The 18,764-nt window shown below is 62.1% G+C and carries 16 protein-coding genes and 1 other RNA gene; 4 read left to right on the forward strand and 13 right to left on the reverse strand.

Annotated elements, in window-relative coordinates; all coding sequences use genetic code 11:
* Window positions 1-65 precede the first annotated feature (65 nt).
* The 3 genes from ffs (at window position 66) to ABM562_RS23890 (ending at window position 2,825) form a co-directional block, all read left to right on the forward strand.
* Window positions 66-162, forward strand: an RNA gene (ffs, locus tag ABM562_RS23880) — signal recognition particle sRNA small type.
* A 242-nt stretch (window positions 163-404) separates the two neighbouring features.
* Window positions 405-2,429, forward strand: coding sequence for a DNA polymerase III subunit gamma/tau (dnaX, locus tag ABM562_RS23885; protein WP_460423551.1), 2,025 nt, complete (start codon window positions 405-407; stop codon window positions 2,427-2,429).
* 69 nt (window positions 2,430-2,498) lie between these two features.
* The gene (locus ABM562_RS23890; RefSeq protein WP_010226011.1) at window positions 2,499-2,825 is read left to right on the forward strand and encodes a YbaB/EbfC family nucleoid-associated protein; all 327 of its coding nucleotides are present in this window, start codon (window positions 2,499-2,501) and stop codon (window positions 2,823-2,825) included.
* Between the two features lie 59 nt (window positions 2,826-2,884).
* Here ABM562_RS23890 and ABM562_RS23895 read toward each other — a convergent pair whose 3' ends face one another.
* The 5 genes from ABM562_RS23895 to ABM562_RS23915 all read right to left on the reverse strand — a co-directional run bounded on the left by ABM562_RS23895 (window position 2,885) and on the right by ABM562_RS23915 (window position 9,256).
* Entirely contained in the window at window positions 2,885-3,283 is a 399-nt protein-coding gene (locus tag ABM562_RS23895) for a fimbrial protein (RefSeq protein WP_460423554.1), read from the reverse strand.
* A 953-nt stretch (window positions 3,284-4,236) separates the two neighbouring features.
* Window positions 4,237-5,232 (reverse strand): fimbrial protein, encoded by a 996-nt coding sequence (locus tag ABM562_RS23900; RefSeq protein ID WP_460423556.1) that lies wholly within the window; start codon window positions 5,230-5,232, stop codon window positions 4,237-4,239.
* Window positions 5,233-5,249: 17 nt separating this feature from the next.
* Window positions 5,250-7,718 (reverse strand): fimbria/pilus outer membrane usher protein, encoded by a 2,469-nt coding sequence (locus tag ABM562_RS23905; protein ID WP_460423558.1) that lies wholly within the window; start codon window positions 7,716-7,718, stop codon window positions 5,250-5,252.
* A 186-nt stretch (window positions 7,719-7,904) separates the two neighbouring features.
* Window positions 7,905-8,651, reverse strand: a complete 747-nt coding sequence (locus ABM562_RS23910) for a fimbria/pilus periplasmic chaperone (RefSeq protein ID WP_115087986.1) — start codon at window positions 8,649-8,651, stop codon at window positions 7,905-7,907.
* Window positions 8,652-8,710: 59 nt separating this feature from the next.
* Window positions 8,711-9,256 (reverse strand): fimbrial protein, encoded by a 546-nt coding sequence (locus ABM562_RS23915; RefSeq protein ID WP_115087985.1) that lies wholly within the window; start codon window positions 9,254-9,256, stop codon window positions 8,711-8,713.
* A 363-nt stretch (window positions 9,257-9,619) separates the two neighbouring features.
* On the opposite strand from ABM562_RS23915, the gene recR reads away from it, so the two are divergent.
* The gene (gene recR, locus ABM562_RS23920; protein WP_115087984.1) at window positions 9,620-10,222 is read left to right on the forward strand and encodes a recombination mediator RecR; all 603 of its coding nucleotides are present in this window, start codon (window positions 9,620-9,622) and stop codon (window positions 10,220-10,222) included.
* A 78-nt stretch (window positions 10,223-10,300) separates the two neighbouring features.
* Here recR and ABM562_RS23925 read toward each other — a convergent pair whose 3' ends face one another.
* The 8 genes from ABM562_RS23925 to ccoG all read right to left on the reverse strand — a co-directional run bounded on the left by ABM562_RS23925 (window position 10,301) and on the right by ccoG (window position 18,744).
* Complete coding sequence (locus tag ABM562_RS23925; protein WP_115087983.1) at window positions 10,301-10,849, reverse strand: adenine phosphoribosyltransferase; 549 nt, start codon at window positions 10,847-10,849, stop codon at window positions 10,301-10,303.
* Window positions 10,850-10,903: 54 nt separating this feature from the next.
* Window positions 10,904-11,638, reverse strand: coding sequence for a Crp/Fnr family transcriptional regulator FnrA (gene fnrA, locus ABM562_RS23930; protein WP_010226003.1), 735 nt, complete (start codon window positions 11,636-11,638; stop codon window positions 10,904-10,906).
* 215 nt (window positions 11,639-11,853) lie between these two features.
* The gene (gene hemN, locus ABM562_RS23935) at window positions 11,854-13,236 is read right to left on the reverse strand and encodes an oxygen-independent coproporphyrinogen III oxidase (RefSeq protein ID WP_460423561.1); all 1,383 of its coding nucleotides are present in this window, start codon (window positions 13,234-13,236) and stop codon (window positions 11,854-11,856) included.
* A gap of 83 nt (window positions 13,237-13,319) precedes the next feature.
* A complete protein-coding gene (locus ABM562_RS23940) occupies window positions 13,320-14,003 on the reverse strand; it encodes a sulfite exporter TauE/SafE family protein (RefSeq protein WP_010226000.1) in 684 nt (227 codons plus the stop codon).
* A complete protein-coding gene (ccoS, locus tag ABM562_RS23945) occupies window positions 13,996-14,208 on the reverse strand; it encodes a cbb3-type cytochrome oxidase assembly protein CcoS (RefSeq protein ID WP_010225999.1) in 213 nt (70 codons plus the stop codon). Before ccoS ends, ABM562_RS23940 begins: the two co-directional genes overlap by 8 nt.
* Window positions 14,209-14,220: 12 nt before the next feature.
* Window positions 14,221-16,674, reverse strand: coding sequence for a heavy metal translocating P-type ATPase (locus ABM562_RS23950; protein ID WP_460423564.1), 2,454 nt, complete (start codon window positions 16,672-16,674; stop codon window positions 14,221-14,223).
* Between the two features lie 102 nt (window positions 16,675-16,776).
* Window positions 16,777-17,316, reverse strand: coding sequence for a FixH family protein (locus ABM562_RS23955; RefSeq protein ID WP_258578955.1), 540 nt, complete (start codon window positions 17,314-17,316; stop codon window positions 16,777-16,779).
* 12 nt (window positions 17,317-17,328) lie between these two features.
* Entirely contained in the window at window positions 17,329-18,744 is a 1,416-nt protein-coding gene (gene ccoG / locus ABM562_RS23960) for a cytochrome c oxidase accessory protein CcoG (RefSeq protein WP_115087978.1), read from the reverse strand.
* Window positions 18,745-18,764 lie beyond the last annotated feature (20 nt).

Genomic DNA, 18,764 nt, shown 5'->3' on the forward strand with positions numbered 1-18,764 from the left:
TAACTTGGCTTGATGCCGTTACAATGGCGCGGCTCGTCGCCAGATGAGCTGCGTTATGGTGACCCCATCGGTCCCCCCGCAACGATCAACCGTGAACCCGGTCAGGCCTGGAAGGGAGCAGCCGCAGCGGTGACATTGTGTGCCGGGGTGTGGCTGGTGGGGTTGCCACCCATCATGCCTGTTGGCACTCTGTATTTCCCCCCCAGTTCGAACACCCGCCCGCGGATTCCTCCGCAGCCAGTATTTCTCCGCAACCGGTTTAGTTGCCTGCGTGCCTGCGAGACCAACCGTGTGGTGCGGGCTCCCCCAGATGTCTTCATCCGCGGTTGATATCGGCAGGGTGCAATTTTGCCCCCGCTCCGCTACGATTAGCGGTCTTCAGCTTGCAGTCGCGACGGTTTTCGATGAGTTATCAGGTTCTTGCACGTAAATGGCGTCCGCGCTCGTTCCGCGAAATGGTCGGCCAGACCCATGTGCTCAAGGCCTTGATCAACGCGCTGGACAACCAGCGCCTGCACCATGCCTACCTGTTCACCGGCACCCGCGGCGTGGGCAAGACCACCATCGCGCGGATCATCGCCAAGTGCCTTAACTGCGAAACCGGTATCACCTCGACGCCCTGCGGCACCTGTTCGGTGTGCCGGGAAATCGACGAGGGGCGTTTTGTCGACCTGATCGAGATCGACGCCGCCAGCCGCACCAAGGTCGAAGACACCCGCGAGTTGCTCGACAACGTGCAGTACGCACCGAGCCGTGGGCGTTTCAAGGTCTACCTGATCGACGAAGTGCACATGCTCTCCAGCCACTCGTTCAACGCCTTGTTGAAAACGCTGGAAGAGCCGCCGCCCTACGTCAAGTTCATCCTTGCCACCACCGATCCGCAGAAACTGCCAGCGACCATTCTGTCCCGTTGCCTGCAGTTCTCGCTGAAGAACATGACCCCCGAGCGGGTGGTCGAGCACCTGAGCCATGTGCTCGGCGCCGAAAACGTACCCTTTGAAGACGATGCCCTGTGGCTGCTCGGCCGTGCAGCCGACGGCTCCATGCGCGATGCCATGAGCCTGACCGACCAGGCCATCGCCTTTGGTGAAGGCAAGGTACTGGCAGCGGATGTGCGGGCGATGCTCGGCACCCTGGATCATGGCCAGGTGTATGGCGTGCTGCAGGCCCTGCTCGAAGGGGACGCCCGGGCCTTGCTCGAAGCCGTTCGGCACCTGGCGGAACAGGGGCCGGACTGGAATGGCGTGCTGGCCGAGATGCTCAATGTGCTGCATCGCGTGGCCATTGCCCAGGCACTGCCGGAGGCGGTCGATAACGGTCAGGGTGATCGCGATCGGGTCCTGGCCCTGGCTCAGGCATTGCCGTCCGAGGATGTGCAGTTCTACTACCAGATGGGGCTGATCGGTCGACGCGACCTGCCATTGGCGCCGGATCCGCGTGGTGGCTTCGAGATGGTCCTGCTGCGGATGCTGGCGTTCCGCCCCGCCGATACCGACGATGCGCCGAAACCGGTGCTAAAGCCGGTGGGGATCAGCCAGGCCACAGCTGATTCTGCAAGCACGGTGGCAGCCGCCACCCAGGCTGCGCCGGCCATGGCTGTTGCACCGGTTGCGGCGCCAGCGCCAGTGGTTGCCGAGCCTGAACCTGTTGCCGAGCCAGAGCCAGCGCCTGAACGTGTACCCGAGCCGGTCGAGGCCCCGGCGCCTGAGCCGGTTGTCGACCTGCCCTGGAACGATCCTGTCGCCTGCGAACCTGAAGTCGAGGCCACGCCGGTTGCCGTAGAGCCGCCTGCGCCTGCGCCGGTTCAGCAAGTTGCGCCACAGGACCTGCCCGCGCACGACGACGGTATTGGTTACAGCCCGGCCGGCATGGATCGCGACGACGAGCCGCCGCTGGACGAAGACTATTACGAGCCAGAAATGGACCCGGCCAGCTACAGTTATCTGGATGAGCTGGCCATCGAGCATGCCAACGAAGTTGACGCGCCGCCTGCCGAGCCATTGCCCGCCGCGCAACCGGCCACGGGCCTGGCGCTGAAATGGCTGGAATTGTTCCCGCAGTTGCCGATTTCCGGGATGACCGGCAATATCGCCGCCAACTGTACGCTGATCAGCGCCGAAGGCGACGACTGGCTGCTGCACCTGGACCCGGCTCACAGTGCCCTGTTCAACAGCACGCAACAGCGGCGCCTGAACGACGCGTTGAACCAGCACCTGGGCCGCACGCTCAAACTGACCATCGAGCTGATTCGCCCTGAGCAGGAAACCCCCGCCCAGGCCGCAGCCCGCAAACGGGCCGAGCGTCAGGGTCAGGCCGAGGCCTCGATCGAGGATGATCCGCTGATCCGGCAGATGATCCAGCAGTTCGGCGCCATGGTCCGCCACGATACGATTGAACCTGTCGACGCCCCGGTTGCCCAGGGCGAGTAACGGATAAACAGCAGCGGCCCGGGCCTGACCCGCGCCGCACCCCGTAACCTAATATTTGAGGTGATCCCCATGATGAAAGGTGGCATGGCCGGCCTGATGAAGCAGGCTCAGCAGATGCAGGAAAAAATGGCCAAGATGCAGGAAGAGCTGGCCAACGCCGAAGTGACCGGCCAATCCGGTGCCGGTCTGGTCAGCGTGGTGATGACCGGTCGTCACGACGTCAAACGCATCAGCCTGGACGACAGCCTGATGCAGGAAGACAAGGAAGTGCTTGAAGACCTGATCGCCGCCGCCGTCAACGACGCCGTGCGCAAGGTCGAAGCCAACAGCCAGGAAAAAATGGGCGGCATGACCGCCGGCATGCAGTTGCCGCCGGGTTTCAAGATGCCGTTCTGAGGTACGAGAATCAACAAGCCAGGCCAATGCCTGGCTTTTTTTTTTGTGTGTGCAGATGATCAATCGTAGGTAATGGCGAACGTGGCCCGGCCTGGCGCCAGGCCGGGGCGTATTTGTGACGGCGCTACTTGCTGAATGTACTGGGCGCTTAGGTGGATCACATGGCGCGAGGTACCGGGATAGACCGTTCCGGCAGTTTGTACCGTGCCCAGTGTAACGATCGAAGGAATACCGTTCAGATTGCGTTGAATACGAATGCCAACGCCATGGGCACTTGCGCCAGGTGCCAGGCTCAAAGCTTGGGTCCTGTTACCCAGAGAGTGGGCGTCCAAGAGAGTGAAACGAATGTTCAGGCTGCCGCCCGATGACCCGCCCGAGCAGTTGAGGTTAATGTTGAAGGGGACTTCGTTGGTTACGTAGCCGATGCCGTTGAAGTTCCTGCGGGGGTGGTCACCCAAAAAAATGCCGGAATGTTTCCTGAGCCGTTATCGACCGAGCAAGTCGGGTTAGGCGAGATGATAGCAACCGTGGTGCGCGAAGGTCTCAGCTCAGCTGCAGTGATGGGCGTTGTGACTGCTGTCGCCAATTGGGCGGAAAGTTGGAGGGTACCGCTGACCGGGCCGTTCGATAATTTTATCAGCTCTATATCGTAGCTTGGAGTGACATGATGACGGCCAGCAGGGTGTGAAGACACTCCACGAGGCCAGCTCATATACGTGCTGTTGGGGCCTCCAGGGCCTGTCTCTCGCAAAAAGATTCGAATGCCGAGACCTGGTACGTTGGTGCGATAATATTGTTCGTGCGAGTAACTCAGTGGTGTCGTATAGCCATAATTGTTTTGGTGGCTGCTCGGGCATGTCACCCGAAACTGGGGCCCGCTGACGCTGGTCCGATATACCACGGTGCCATAGGAGGCCGAAGGCGAAACGATGAGCTGTGAAGGTAAATCGAACGTAGCCCTTGAAATGCCGCCCGATTCAAAGCGGCAATTGTTGCGGGCCGTGGATCCATCCGGGCCACCTACGCCGCTACCCAGAAGCGAGTTATACGGTGGTTCTGTTGCCCAGCTGGGCAAGCTGGCAAGCAGACAGCCCAGGATGACCAGGTAATTTGTGGGAAAGGGATGGACGTGCGGTGAAGTCATGGCGTGTCTCTGCAGGAATTGGCGCGTGCTGCATGCTTCAACGCGCAATGGATGTGGGCGAAAAGTCAGGCCCCCGACGTCTGATCAGCTGATGGCATATCGCAGGTGGCATCCAGGCGTTGAATGTCGCCGTCGGCCTGAATGATTGCGCAGCGTCGCGCGTGGTTCGCTTCATTGACGCCCGGGGCACGGAGGGGTACAGGTGCTGGCTGGCGAATTCGAAGCGACTGCCGGCATTGCTGATCAGTTGTGCCAGCGCCAGGCACATCAGTGATAATCCATGGTGAACAGCGCGCGCCCAAGGGCCGCTCCTGGGCGAATCTGGGAAGCTGGAACCTGCTGGATGTATTGCGCCTTCAGCGGAATGTCATAACGAGTTGTTCCATGATCAACCGTACCGGCCATGCGTGCGGCGCCCAGGCGTATGGCTGTGTCGTTCCTGTCCAGCAGTCGAATACCAACACCATGAGCACCGGCCCCGGGTGCCAGGTTTACTGCAAGGGTCTGATTGCCCGGAAAATGGGCATCGGTAATGGTGTAGCTGATATTTCGCGAGCCACCCGTAGATCCACCCATGCAATTAAGGCGAATGTTGAATGACCTTTCCGGAGTCGTCTTGTTCACGCCTGTGAAGAACGATTGCGGGTGGTTTCCAAGGTTCACCGGAATGTTTTTCGAGCTGGCGTCGATGTCGCAGGTAGGCTCGGCTGAGACAACCTCGACTCTGGTTTGCGGAAGCGTCAGTCTGGCGATGTTGTCTGGGGTATGTGGTTCAAAGGAGTGACGAATGATTACCTGCGGGAAACGCAGGACGCCGCTGTTCACCGGTCCGGTCTTGATCAGTTGCAGTCGGTACGAAGGGGTGATGTCGATTTCGCCGGCCGGATGTCTGGTGTTGATAATCGGCCAGCTGAAATAACCGCTGGCACCGGCTTCGGAGCCCGTTATCTTGATGCCGACCCCCGCCAGATTGGTATGATGAATACCTTCGCCGATGTGAGTGAAAGGCTCGGTAAAACCAATCCGCCGCTCATGGGTAGTTGAGCAACGGTAGGCCATGCGTGTCGCGTACAGGGTGCCGCTGTCATAAATTACCTTGCCTACTGGATCTGCGGCAGACACCGTCAGTCTCGAGTCTATGATGATGAACCTCTGGGACGGGGTTGAGCCGCTATGTACACAACTGGCGGTACTGATGCCGCTATGGGCCAGCAACAGTAATCCTGTCGCGCCGGCGATGCGCGCGGGTAAAGAACAAAGCATGGGCAGGTCTCGACGGTTCAAGGGTGGGCTGGCGTTGCAAGGCAAACGGACTGAATGTTTTGCGGCGCGGCGCCCGCAGTTTTTTTCGCGGCGGCGGGCAGGGCATAGGTAATCCGGCAATTGCCTGTCGAGCCGTTGTCCCAGCGCACGATGATTTCACCTTCATCCTGAAGGCCGCGGGCGAACAGTTGGCTGCCTTGTCCGACGGCACCCAATTCATTGCCGTCGGTATCCACCACCGCTGCGCCAAACGGCAATGGCTGGCCATCGACCTGGCGGGCGTGGATAACGGCCGAACGCCCGGAGCGGGTCTGGAATACCAGCAGTGGAATGGCGCCGGCCCGTGGCACGGTCTGCTGGCTGCTCGATTGCAACTCGACGTCGGTCGACAGCCTCTTGGGGTCGATGGCAACCGTGTTGCGCCGGTAAGGCGTAAGGTTTGGTACTACGGCATAGCCACTGCTGTCGACTCTCAGCGCGGTGCCTGAGGTGACTCGTGCGCCATCGGCGTCTTTGGCGTGAATCAGGCCGAAGGTTTCACTCAAGGGTTGCGACAAGGTTAAACCGTCGGCATGGGCGACGATGGCGCCGCGCAGGCCAAGCGAGGCTTGCGAAGTGTGCCGTCCCTGGCTGAGTGAACCGCTGAGCTCGGCGGCCGAGCCGCGGTAGAGTAGGTTGCTGCTGAGTGTATGGTTGTTCTGGCCATGATGGCGGTCCTGGCTGGCGGTGATGCCGTAGCTCAGGTGCTGATCGTCACTGGTGGCGCCCGTAAGGGTGGCCTGGGCCCGGCTGTTGCCGTTGCTGTCCCTGGAAATACTGCTGCTGAGGCTGCGCACACGCTCGCTGCCCAGTGGTAGGGACAGGCTCAGATAGAGGGTGTTGCCGGCGCGCCCGAAGCGGTCACGTTCCCGAGTACTGCTGAGGGTGTAGCCCAGGGTCTTGTAGTGATTGCTATAGCCGATCGAGTAGCTCAGATCACTGCCGGCATGGTCCCAGTAGCTCGACGCCGAGGCGCTCAGGTGCAGTTGGCCGTAATTTAGTGCCAACGGTTGGGCTAGTGACAGGGTGGTGCGGCTGCGATGGCGCTGGTAGCGCTGATCGCCGGCATCGCGCAGGAACTGGCGGCTGAGCTGGGCGTCCTCCAGGCCATAGAAGCCGCGGGTGGAGTAGCGATAGGTGGCCAGGGCGATCTGCGTGTCGGTTTCGCTCAGGGTCTTTGCGTAGCTCAGGCGCAGGCTCTGGCCTTGCTGACTGCCGAGCCCGGGCAGGTGGGTACGGGCCTGGGTAAGGTCGGCGCCGAACGCACCCAGCTCAGTGTTGAGGCTACCACCGAGCAAGGCTGAGCCATACCCGGATGCCAGGGTCATACCGCTGTAGGTGCTGACCAGGTTGTTCAGGCCATATTGCCAGGTGCCTTCGACGAACACCGGGTCGCTGTTCAGTTGCTGGTTGCGCAAGGTGCCCAGCGTTGCACTGTAGCGGCTGGCACCGGCGCGCAAGGACAACGGAACGGCGGCGTAAGGCACGGAGAAACTATGTTCGCGGCCGTCCGCCTCGGTCACTGTGACCTCCAGGTCGCCGCCGTAGCCGGTTGCATACAAGTCATCGATTTCGAATGCGCCCGGTGCGACGGTGGTTTCGTGCAGGGTTACACCGCGTTGTCGGATCAGCACTCGTGCGTTACTGCTGGCGATACCGCGCACCACTGGTGCATAGCCGCGCAGCGAGGCGGGCAGCATGCGATCGTCGCTGGCCAGGCGTATGCCGGTGTAGCTCAACGAATCGAACAGCCCGCCCGAGGTGTAGCTTTCACCCAGTGTCAGTTGCGAGCGCCAGGGGGTGATATCACGCTGGGCATAGCTGGCAATGCTCTGGTAGCGCTGCTGGCCTTGGTCGCTCCAGTTCAGCGAACCATCATGGCGCAGGCGCCACGGCCCGATATTGAGCCCGGCACCGAGCCCCAGGTAGGTCTGGCGAAAATTGCCCTGGCTGCGATGCTGGGTGCCGTAGGTGTTGAGGTTGTAATCGAGAAAACCCGCTGTTATGCCGCTGTCCCATTGTGACGGGTCAACCGTTTCGCGGGCGCTGCGTTTGACCGCGATTTGCGGCACCGACAAGTACAGGCGCTGGTTGGCAAAGTCCAGGCGGCTGCTGGCATCGTCCAGTGCTCCGTCGATGGGTATGCAGGCCTCGGCGGCAGAAAGTTGCTGTTGCGCTTGCGGGTAAAACTTGCTGCTATCCAGGCCGAGACGCTCTAGCAGGGCATTGTCGAAACAGGCCAGGGCTTCTTCGTTACCAGGCCGGGCCTTGAAACTGAGGTTGAAGCGCCCGTGCCACTCGTCGTTGACCACAACGTCCACATTGTAGATTCCAGGGCTTGCGACGTTGCGCCGCTCGAAGCGCGACAGGTCCACGGGCAGGTTACTGCCGTTGCCCAGGAATGCCGGTTCAAATTCAACCTGCGCGGATAAGGCGGTGTCGGCCATGACCGAAACGTGCCATGACAACAAACCGGACAGACCAACAGATAATCGGCTTATTGTTGAGACTGATTTTTTTCGGGGCGAGCGAAAGTGTAATGATATTAAAGTCATTTTCAGGGGTGCCAATATTAAACTTGGGCACGCACGAAAACTTCGAGAACGCCCGGAGTGTCGAGGAGGGAGAGTGGGCTAAGGGGATGGAGTACTGGCAGGCGTAGAGCTCAATAGTTGGTTATGGTTATTCCCGGCGCCGTAGTCATTGATACTGGTGAAGTTGACCGTTGAGCGCGGGTTGACAGGTGACGAGGATATGAAGTGTCCCAGTGAATAAGGCGCAATGTAGCCCGTGCCCAGTGAAGTCGACTTGCCGTTATATTCAATTTTTATTTCACCGAGATTGACGTAGTAGGCCGACGGGTTACGGCCAACCAGCGTCTCAGGCTTGCCGTCTTGTCCAGGCGCTCGGTGCCAGGTCACCAGGGCCGGTGCGTCCTCGGCCTTGCCCGGCAGGCCCTGCGGGCGGTACAGCAGCTTGATACGGGTACGGAAGGCCAGTTGCAGGACATTGCTGTCCTTGGTTTTTGGCGGAACCTCAAGCATGTTGAACCAGAACAGCGACTCTCGATCACTGGCCATTGGACTGCCGGTATGCAGCAGGCGAATACTTTGCCCTTGTGCAGGTTCGACACGGGCCAGCACTGGCGTCACGGTAAACGGCACCTGGATGGTCTCGGGCGCGGCACGAGTATCGCCATCGTCTACCCAGACCTGGACCAGGCTGGGGTCTTTGCCATTGTTGACAAGGTTGACGGTGGCTTCGCGCTCTTGAGCCGCAAAGATGATGCGGGTACCGGTAATTACAACGCTGGCATGCACGGGCACACTGGCCGCCAGTAGCGCGAGGGCCGTCAGCAGGGAGGGGAAAAAGCGAGTCATGAATGCGAAATCCGACCTGATTAGGGGTAGCAGGCGCGCTGAGCGCGCCTGCCGGTTCATTACGGGAGATTGATCAGGTACTGAACACGGGAGTTGGCGGCACCCGGGGTGACCGTTGCGGCAGTGGCGTAGTACTGGCTGGTGTAGCGCAGGGTTGCCGCGCCGTCTTCAAGGTCAACCGGAATGGTGTTCTGCGAACCGGTTGGCCCGCCGATAATGATCTGTCCGCCTTGTTGGTTGAGCAGTTGGTACTGCACGTTGGTTGCGCTGGCAGGGCCGGCATCCATGTTCAGGCGGCCGTTTTGCACCAGGGCGCCTCCCAGGAACTCGATGTCTACCTGTCCGCCGCTACCGGCGGCACAGTTGGTCAGGGAGATCTCGAAGGTGCGAGGCTGGGCAATGCTGCCGGCCCCTGAGAACTCGCTGGTGTGCGCCGGGCTCATGGGGACGGTGAAGTTCTGGCCGCCAGGGCCGCCGTTGATGGTGCAGGTGGTGCCCGAGATACTGCCGGTGAATTCGATCTGTCCATCAGTTGCCTGGGCATGGAGGCTGATACCGGCCAGCAGCGGTAAAGACAGTGCAAAGCCCAAAGTACGTTTGTTCATTTGTTTTCCAGCTAGATTGATAAAGGTTGTGCGTTAATAAGTAAGTGAGTTGTTGTGGAGGCATATTTACTTGTTTTTAACGCCGGGAAATTATGCGGTTTATTTGATTGGCTGGATGTAGGAAAGAGGGTGGTGGCAACGGGAGGATTTAGCCGGATGCTGTACGATTGGGAGTCTTTAGATGGGGTGTGCTTCTGCAGGTGTTTGAAAGTGTGCCAATTGCTGTATGTTATGTAGGTAATGTTCCTGCTTAAGAAATAGAAATATTATCTTCTTACGATGCTAATCTAAATGTCTGTAAGATTTGACGTTGGCCAGTCTGGCAGGTATAAACCGCCTTCACTTGCATCAAGGCCTTTTCCCATGAGTTTCAGCCCGCTTATCCGACAGCTGATCGACGCATTGCGCATCTTGCCTGGTGTCGGCCAGAAAACCGCCCAGCGCATGGCCTTGCAGCTACTTGAGCGTGATCGCAGTGGGGGGACTCGTTTGGCCCAGGCCTTGAACCAGGCCATGGAGGGCGTCGGGCACTGCCGCCAATGCCGGACCCTGACCGAGCAGGAGCTGTGCCCGCAATGCTCCGACCTGCGGCGTGACGACACACTGTTGTGCGTGGTGGAAGGTCCGATGGACGTCTATGCCGTTGAGCAAACCGGTTATCGCGGCCGCTACTTCGTGCTCAAGGGGCATCTGTCGCCGCTGGATGGCCTGGGCCCGGAAGCCATTGGCATTCCGCAACTGATGGCGCGAATCGAAGAGCAGGGCAGCTTTACCGAAGTGATCCTGGCTACCAACCCGACGGTGGAAGGTGAAGCGACCGCCCATTACATCGCCCAGTTGCTGGCCGACAAGGGCCTGGTCGCTTCACGTATCGCCCACGGCGTGCCCTTGGGCGGTGAGCTGGAGCTGGTCGATGGCGGGACCCTGGCGCATTCGTTCGCCGGGCGCAAACCTATCTCGCTGTAATCCAGGCTCTTTATTCGCGGGGCAAGCCCGCTCCCACAGAACCTCAGCCTGTGGGGGCGGGCTTGCCCCGCGATGCTATCAATACTCGCTCAGCGAGAACTCGGTCAGGCAAAAGGTCGGCACACCCGCCTCATTCAGGCGCTGCGAGCCGCCCAGCTCCGGCAGATCGATGATCGCCGCTGCCTCGAACACCTGCGCACCCATGCGCCGCACCAGCTTGGTGGCGGCCAGCAAGGTGCCGCCGGTGGCGATCAGGTCATCGAAAATCAGCACAGAGTCGCCTTCGCAGAGGCTGTCGGCGTGCACTTCGAGGAAGGCTTCGCCGTATTCGGTCTGGTAGCCTTCGGCGAGTACATCGGCCGGCAGCTTGCCTTGCTTGCGAAACAGGATCAGCGGTTTGTTCAACTGGTGGGCGATGATCGAGCCGATCAGAAAGCCGCGCGCATCCATGGCCCCGATATGGCTGAATTCGGTTTCGACGTAGCGTTCGATAAAGGCATCGGCGACATGGCGCAAGCCCCGCGGCGACTGGAACAGCGGGGTGATGTCGCGAAAGATCACGCCAGGCTTGGGGAAGTCCGGTACCGGGCGGATGAGGGCTTTAAGGTCGAAAGTGGCGCTGGGCATGAGGCGGGTATCCTGAAAAACGAATGCCCGCCAGTATACCTGTTATCCGAGGGGTCAGCTTTCCAGCGAACCACCGGCCAGGGCGCACAGCTGGATCGGGTCAAGGATATGGATTTCCTTGCCTTCGGCCTGGATCAGGCCGTTCTGCTGGAAGCGCGTGAACACCCGCGAGACAGTTTCCACTGCCAGGCCCAGGTAGTTGCCGATCTCGTTGCGCGACATGCTCAGGCGGAACTGGTTGGCCGAGTAGCCACGGGCACGGAAGCGCGCCGAGAGGTTGACCAGGAAGGTGGCGATGCGCTCATCGGCGGTCTTTTTCGACAGTAGCAGCATCATCTGCTGATCGTCGCGGATTTCGCGGCTCATCACCCGCATCAACTGGCGGCGCAGCTGTGGCAGTTGCACCGACAGCTCATCCAGGCGTTCAAAGGGGATTTCGCAGACCGACGTGGTTTCCTGGGCCTGGGCCGACACCGGGTAGGCCTCGGTGTCCATGCCCGACAGGCCGACCAGTTCGCTGGGCAGGTGGAAGCCGGTGATCTGTTCTTCGCCACTGTCGCTCAGGCTGAAGGTTTTCAGGGCGCCGGAGCGCACGGCATAGACCGAGCCGAAATTGTCGCCCTGGCGGAACAGAAACTCGCCTTTTTTCAGCGGACGCCCGCGTTTGACGATTTCATCCAGTGCATCCATGTCTTCCAAGTTCAGCGACAAGGGCAGGCACAGAGGCGCCAGGCTGCAATCCTTGCAATGGGCCTGGTTGTGGGGGCGCAGTTTGACTGGCTCGGACATTTCTTCAATCCTTGTGGGAATGCACACATAAGCCGTAAGGGTAACCCAGGGCAGGGTGTTTCGGCCAGCTTGGACGATTGTGTCGTCGGCAGGCGCAAGGATGCCATCTATAGACGGTGAGGCTTACAGCCTGTGCGCTGTAGAGCCTCTGAGCGCTGCTTGGCCCCGGTTTTATTGGGCGAAGCCAGAGAAAACTGCGACAAAAAACCTCAGTATCAGATCACGCGGGAAAAGCGCTGACGGTTGTGCAGGTCCAGGTAGGCGTCGAACACCATGCACACCGAACGCACCAGCAGCCGCCCGGCCGGCAGTACTTTGATGCCCGCGTTACTCAGCTCGATCAGCCCGTCCTTGTGCATGGTGTGCAGGGCGGGCCACTGGTCCTTGAAGTAGCCGCGAAAATCGATGGTGAAGGCCCGTTCGATGGTCTCGAAATCCAGTTCGAAATGGCAGATCAACTGCTGGATCACCGCCCGGCGCAAGCGATCATCCTCGGTGCAGATCAGCCCGCGGCTGGTGGCCAGCTGGGCCGTGGACAAGGTGTCCTGGTAGGTGGTGAGGTCGCTGCTGTTCTGGCAGTAGAGGTCGCCGATCTGGCTGATTGCCGAGACCCCGAGGCCGATCAGGTCGCAATGGCCATGAGTGGTGTAGCCCTGGAAATTGCGCTGCAGGGTCGACTCTTCCTGGGCAATCGCCAATTCGTCGTCCGGCAGGGCGAAGTGGTCCATGCCGATGTACACGTAGCCGGCGGCCGTCAGTTGCTCGATGGTGTTGTGGAGCATTTCCAGTTTTGCCGCCGGGGCCGGCAAGTCAGCGCTGTCGATACGCCGCTGGGGCATGAAGCGCTCCGGCAGGTGGGCGTAGTTGAACACCGAGAGGCGGTCCGGTTGCAGCTTGATGACTTCTTCGACGGTGCGGGCGAAGCCTTCCGGTGTTTGCTTGGGCAGGCCGTAGATCAGGTCGAGGTTGATCGAGCGAAACTGCAGGGTGCGCGCGGCTTCGATGATCGCCCGGGTCTGCTCCAGGCTCTGCAGGCGGTTGATCGCCCGTTGCACCAGCGGGTCGAGGTCCTGCACGCCGAGGCTGACGCGGTTGAAGCCCAGTTCACGGAGCAGGCCCATGGTCGACCAGTCGGCCTCGCGCGGGTCGATCTCGATGCCGTAGTCGCCGGAGTCGTCGTCCAGCAGGTTGAAATGCTGGCGCAGGTGGGCCATCAGCTGGCGCAGTTCGACGTGGCTGAGAAAGGTCGGGGTGCCGCCGCCAAAGTGCAGTTGCTCGACGGTCTGCTTGGGGGCCAGGTGACAGGCGATCAGCTGGATTTCCTGCTCCAGGCGCTGCAGGTAGGGCGCGGCGCGGCCACGGTCCTTGGTGATGACCTTGTTACAGGCGCAGTAGTAGCAGATGTTGGCGCAGAACGGCACATGCACATAGATCGACAGTGGGCGTACGGCGCGACGGCTGTCACGCAGGGCGTGCAGCAGGTCGAAGGAGCCGACTTCGCTGTGCAGTTGCACCGCGGTCGGGTAGGAGGTGTAGCGTGGGCCGGCCAGGTCGTAGCGGCGAATCAGGTCGGAGTCCCAACGAAGAACGTCGAGCATGCGGGCAGTCCCCAGAAAGAGCAGCAGTGTCCGGAGTCTAGGGAGCGCGGGGCAAACCCGTGTTGATTTGTATCAACGCCGCTTCAGTGGCCCATCAGCCAGTGTTGGTGCGGGCCCGGCAGGGTCCACAGGCCGAAGAGCATCACCAGCACACCGCCGGCAATGCGCACGCCACGCTGGCGCAGCAGGGCGCTGGTGCGTTCGGCGGCGAGGCCGGTGGCGAGCAGCACCGGCCAGGTGCCAAGGCCGAAGGCCAGCATCAGCAGTGCGCTGTCGGCGGCATTGCCCTGGCTCGCCGCCCAGAGCAGGGTGCTGTACACCAGCCCGCACGGCAGCCAGCCCCACAGGGCGCCAAGCAGCAGCGCGCGCGGCAGGCTGGAAACCGGCAGCAGGCGGTTGGCCACGGGTTGGATATGCCGCCACAGGCCTCGACCCAGGCCTTCGATGCGGGTCAGGCCGCTCCACCAGCCGGCCAGGTACAGGCCCATGCTGATCAGCAGCAGCGCTGCCAATACGCGCATGGCGGTCGCCACCGGGCTGTTGGCCACCGCCCAGCCGGCCAGGCCGAGCAACAGGCCGGCCAGGGCGTAACTGAGGATGCGCCCCAGGTTGTAGGCCAGCAGCAGGCGAAAGCGGCGGCTGCGTTGTTCCTTGGGGATGGCCAGGGTCAGCGCGCCCATCAGGCCGCCGCACATGCCCAGGCAGTGGCCGCCGCCGAGCAGGCCGAGGATCAAGGCGGAGCTGAGCAGGGGTAGAAGTTCAGTCACGAGGCGGCGTACCGTCGTCGGGTTTCTTGCCGTCGGCCTCGTCCATGGCAGCCTGGTGCTGCGGGTCCTGGTCGTCGAACAGGATGCTGTGGGCCGGGCCGTCGAGGTCATCGTACTGGCCGCTGTCCACCGCCCAGAAGAAGATGTAGATGGCGATGGCGACGATCAGCAGGGCGGCCGGGATCATGATGTAAAGCGCGGGCATGGAGGCTCCTGGTCAGGCCGTCGCGGGATGCGTGGCAGTGGCTGGCGCATGGCTGGCCGGCAAGCCGCTGGCGCGGGTCAGGCGCAGGGCATTGAGGACCACGATCAGCGAACTGACCGACATGCCGACCGCCGCCCAGATTGGCGTGATCCAGCCCAGCGCGGCAAACGGCAGCATGACGCCATTATACGCCGTGGCCCACAGCAGGTTCTCGATAATGATCCGCCGGGTGCGGCGGGCCAGGCTGAAGGCCTGGACCAGGGCGTCCAGGCGGTTGGACAACAGCACCGCGTCGGCACTGGTCTTGGCGAGATCGGTGGCCGAGCCCATGGCGATGCTGATATCGGCAGCCGCGAGTATCGGCACATCATTGACCCCGTCGCCCAGCATCAGCACCTTGCGCCCTTGCTGTTGCAGGGCCTTGAGTTTTTCCAGTTTGTCGTCCGGGCGCAGGCCACCGATGGCCTGGTCGATCTGCAGTTCGGCGGCCACGCTCTGGACCATCGGCGAGCTGTCGCCGGACAACAGCAGGGTTTGCCAGCCACGGGCACGGCAGGCAGCCAACAGGTCGGCAGCGTCGCTGCGCAGGCGGTCGTCGAGGACGAACCAGGCCAGCGGGCCTCGCTGGTCACCGAGCAGCAACCATTGCCCGGCTTCGTCCGGCATCGCCGGTGCGGTGGTGCCACTGAGGGCGCAGGCGAAGCCCGCTTCGCCGATGCGTAGGCGCTGCCCGCCGACTTGGCCTTCCAAGCCCAGGCCGGGCACTGCCTGGACCTCTTCAGCGGCCTGGCTGGCGCGGCCAAACGCGCGGGCGATGGGGTGCTCGGAGCGGTTCTCGAGTGCCGCGGCGAGCATCAGGCAGCGGTCGGCATCGGTATCGCTCAAGGGACGAATCGCCCGCAGGGTCAGGCGGCCTTCGGTGAGGGTGCCGGTCTTGTCGAAGATCACCGTGTCGATCTGGTTCAGGCCTTCCAGTACATGGCCGCGGGTCAGCAGCAGGCCGAGCTTGTGCAGGGTGCCGGTGGCGGCGGTCAGCGCGGTTGGGGTGGCCAGCGACAGGGCGCAGGGGCAGGTGGCAACCAGCATGGCCAGGACGATCCAGAACGCCCGCGACGGGTCGATCTGCCACCAGAGCAGGCCGATGGCGGCGGAGGCGATCAGGGTGAACAGCAAGAACCATTGCGAGGCACGGTCGGCGATTTCCGCCAGGCGCGGCTTTTCCGACTGTGCCCGTTCCAGCAGGCGCACGATGGCCGAGAGGCGGGTGTCCTGGCCCAGGGCCTGGACCTCGACGGTCAGCGCGCTTTCGACGTTCAGGGTGCCAGCGGTGACTGCGTCGCCGGCACTGCGTGGTTGCGGCAGGTATTCGCCGGTCAGCAGCGATTCGTCGATGCTCGACTGGCCGCTGACAATACGCCCGTCGGCGGGGATCACATGACCGGGCTGGATCAGCACGCAGTCCTTCAGGCGCAGCTCGCTGAGCAGGATCCGCTCGCTCTGCCCGGCCGCGCCAAGGCGCAGGCACGAGGCCGGCAGCAGGTTGACCAGTTGCGCGGTGGCGGCGGCAGTGCGTTCGCGGGCGCGGCGTTCAAGATAGCGCCCGGCCAGCAGGAACAGGGCAAACATGCCCACCGCGTCGAAGTACAACTCGCCGCTGCCGGTGATCGCGGTCCAGATCCCGGCGCCGTAGGCCAGGCCGATGGCCAGTGACACCGAAACGTCCATGGTCAGGTGGCGGGTGCGCAGGTCGCGGGCGGCGCCGCGAAAGAACGGCGCGCAGCTGTAGAACACGATCGGCGTGGTGAGGAACATCGCCACCCAGCGCAGGATGGTGTGCAGCTCAGGGCTCAGGTCGATGTTGAATTCCGGCCAGGTGGCCATGGTTGCCATCATTGCCTGGAACCATAACAGCCCGGCGACGCCCAACTGGCGCAGGGCTGTGCGGTTTTCGCTGGCCAACTGTTCGGCGGCGCGATCGGCCTGGTAGGGGTGAGCGGCGTAGCCGATATGGCGCAGCTCGGCGAGCAGTTTCGAGAGCGGCAACTGGCTGTCGGCCCAGCTCACCTGCAGGCGGTGATTGGACAGGTTCAGCCGCGCCTCGGCCACGGCGGGAAGGTTGCGCAGGTGTTTCTCGATCAGCCAGCCGCAGGCGGCACAACTGATGCCTTCGATCAGCAGAGTGGTTTCGGCCAGCTCGCCGCTGTGACGGACAAAGGGTTTTTGCACGTCGGCGCGGTCGTACAGAGCCAGTTCGTCGACCAGTTGCTGAGGCAGGGCGTCAGGGTTGGCGCTGGCTTCACTGCGGTGCTGGTAATAGCTTTCCAGGTTGCCGGCGACGATGGCTTCGGCCACCGCCTGGCAGCCCGGGCAGCAGAACGCCCGCGGCTGGCCAAGCACCACGGCGGTGAAGTGGCTGCCGGCAGGCACGGGTAGGGCGCAGTGGTAGCAGGGCGTGGGGCTGGTCATGGTAGTCGTCGCAGATTTTTAGGGTGGCCGCATCGCTGGCAAGCCAGCTCCTACAGGGATAGTGCAACCTGTGGGAGCTGGCTTGCCAGCGATAGGGGCGACTCATTTTTCCAGGTGTTCAGCCCCTTGCAGCGCCTCGTCACCGAGAACCAGGGTCTTGTCGTGGGCGACTTCTTCTTCCTCGAACAGACGCCAGACATGCTCATTCTGGCTACCCAGCAGCTCGACGAAGCGCCGGCCTTCGACCTTGTCGCTGAGCTGGCCGAGGTAGCGACCGGCTTCGCTGTCGCTGCGGGTCAGGACGATCTTGCGGTCTTTCTCCGGCTGGGTCGGCGAGATCAGGTTCAGTTCCAGGGTCTGCGGCTGGCTGTTGCCGGTCAGGCGCAGGTCGACTTCGCCGGTCAGCTCGTCCAGGTGCACGCTGGCCTTGAGGTTGAGGGTCTGGGCCAGCAGTTCACGGTCCAGCGAGCGGTTGATGCCTTTGCCGGCCTCGTAGTAGTTGTCGTTGACCAGGTTGTCCGGGTTGTTCACCGCAATGGTCACCATGGTCAGGCTGAGGGTCACCGAGGTGGCCAGCACCCCGATGATGATCCACGGCCAGAGGTGCTTGTACCAGGGGCTAGCGGCAGTTGCAGAAGGCATGGGCTCAGTCTCTTATCGAATTTGCGGGCCGATGAAGCGGCTCTTGGCTTCAACCTGGGTAGCGCTGTCGTCAGCGTCCTTGAGGGTGAAGATGACTTCGTTGGTGGTCGACGGCAGTTGTTCCGGGGCCATCGACAGTTGTACCGGCAGGCTGACGATGTCGCCGGCGGCGACGCGGATTTCCCGTGCGCCTTCAAGCTTGAGGTCAGGCAGGCCACCGGCCTCGAGCACGTAGACGTGATCGCGCTGGTCCTTGTTCATGACCTTCAGGCTGTAGACGTTCTCGATCCGCCCCTGGGCGTTCTCACGGTACAGCACGCGGTCCTTGCTGACGTCGAATCCGACCAGCGAACGCATGACGAAGGCGCTGGCCAGCAGGCCGATCATCGCCAGCAGGACTACGGCATAGCCGATCAGGCGCGGACGCACCATGTGGGTTTTTTGCCCCGACAGGTTGTGCTCGGTGGTGTAGCTGATCAAGCCTTTGGGGTAGTTCATCTTGTCCATGATGGTGTCGCAGGCATCGATGCAGGCGGCGCAGCCGATGCACTCGATCTGCAGGCCGTCACGGATGTCGATGCCGGTCGGGCACACCTGTACGCACATGGTGCAGTCGATGCAGTCACCCAGGCCCTTGGCCTTGTAGTCGAGGTCTTTCTTGCGCGGGCCGCGGGTTTCGCCACGGCGCGGATCGTAGGAAACGATCAGGGTGTCCTTGTCGAACATCACGCTCTGGAAGCGCGCATACGGGCACATGTACACGCACACCTGCTCGCGCAGCCAGCCGGCATTGCCGTAGGTGGCCAGGGTGAAGAAACCGACCCAGAAGTAGGCCCAGCCGTCGGCCTGGCCGGTGAAGAACTCAATCACCAGCTCACGGATCGGCGAGAAGTAGCCGACGAAGGTCATGCCGGTGACAAAGCCGATGCTCAGCCACAGGCTGTGCTTGGCCAGCTTGCGCAGGAACTTGTTGCCGCTCATCGGGGCCTTGTCGAGCTTCATGCGCTGGTTGCGGTCACCTTCAGTGACTTTCTCGCACCACATGAAGATCCAGGTCCACACGCTTTGCGGGCAGGTGTAGCCGCACCAGACGCGGCCAGCGTAGACGGTGATGAAGAACAGGCCAAAGGCGGCGACGATCAACAGCCCCGAGAGCAGGATGAAATCCTGGGGCCAGATGGTGGTGCCGAAAATGTAGAACTTGCGCTCCGGCAGGTTCCACCAGACGGCCTGGTGACCGCCCCAGTTCAGCCATACCGTGCCGAAGTACAGCAGGAACAGGACGGCGCCGCCGACCATGCGCAGGTTGCGGAACACGCCGGTGAAGGCGCGGGTGTAGATCTTTTCTCGGGAGGCGTAGAGATCGACGCTGCTGTTGTCTTTACTGGCAGGCGGGGTGACGTCATGTACCGGAATCTGCTTGCTCATCATTGAGTCCCACGGCAGTG

This window comes from Pseudomonas sp. ZL2, from assembly GCF_054788455.1.

Excerpts from the sequence above, each read along its gene's own strand:
- ABM562_RS23955 (WP_258578955.1), bottom strand. The coding sequence starts at position 17,316 with ATGCCTTCTGCAACTGCCGCTAGCCCCTGGTACAAGCACCTCTGGCCG.
- dnaX (WP_460423551.1), top strand. The coding sequence starts at position 405 with ATGAGTTATCAGGTTCTTGCACGTAAATGGCGTCCGCGCTCGTTCCGC.
- ABM562_RS23915 (WP_115087985.1), bottom strand. The coding sequence starts at position 9,256 with ATGAACAAACGTACTTTGGGCTTTGCACTGTCTTTACCGCTGCTGGCC.
- ABM562_RS23925 (WP_115087983.1), bottom strand. The coding sequence starts at position 10,849 with ATGCCCAGCGCCACTTTCGACCTTAAAGCCCTCATCCGCCCGGTACCG.
- recR (WP_115087984.1), top strand. The coding sequence starts at position 9,620 with ATGAGTTTCAGCCCGCTTATCCGACAGCTGATCGACGCATTGCGCATC.
- fnrA (WP_010226003.1), bottom strand. The coding sequence starts at position 11,638 with ATGTCCGAGCCAGTCAAACTGCGCCCCCACAACCAGGCCCATTGCAAG.
- ABM562_RS23900 (WP_460423556.1), bottom strand. The coding sequence starts at position 5,232 with ATGCTTTGTTCTTTACCCGCGCGCATCGCCGGCGCGACAGGATTACTG.
- ABM562_RS23890 (WP_010226011.1), top strand. The coding sequence starts at position 2,499 with ATGATGAAAGGTGGCATGGCCGGCCTGATGAAGCAGGCTCAGCAGATG.
- hemN (WP_460423561.1), bottom strand. The coding sequence starts at position 13,236 with ATGCTCGACGTTCTTCGTTGGGACTCCGACCTGATTCGCCGCTACGAC.
- ccoS (WP_010225999.1), bottom strand. The coding sequence starts at position 14,208 with ATGCCCGCGCTTTACATCATGATCCCGGCCGCCCTGCTGATCGTCGCC.
- ABM562_RS23905 (WP_460423558.1), bottom strand. The coding sequence starts at position 7,718 with ATGGCCGACACCGCCTTATCCGCGCAGGTTGAATTTGAACCGGCATTC.
- ccoG (WP_115087978.1), bottom strand. The coding sequence starts at position 18,744 with ATGAGCAAGCAGATTCCGGTACATGACGTCACCCCGCCTGCCAGTAAA.
- ABM562_RS23950 (WP_460423564.1), bottom strand. The coding sequence starts at position 16,674 with ATGACCAGCCCCACGCCCTGCTACCACTGCGCCCTACCCGTGCCTGCC.
- ABM562_RS23910 (WP_115087986.1), bottom strand. The coding sequence starts at position 8,651 with ATGACTCGCTTTTTCCCCTCCCTGCTGACGGCCCTCGCGCTACTGGCG.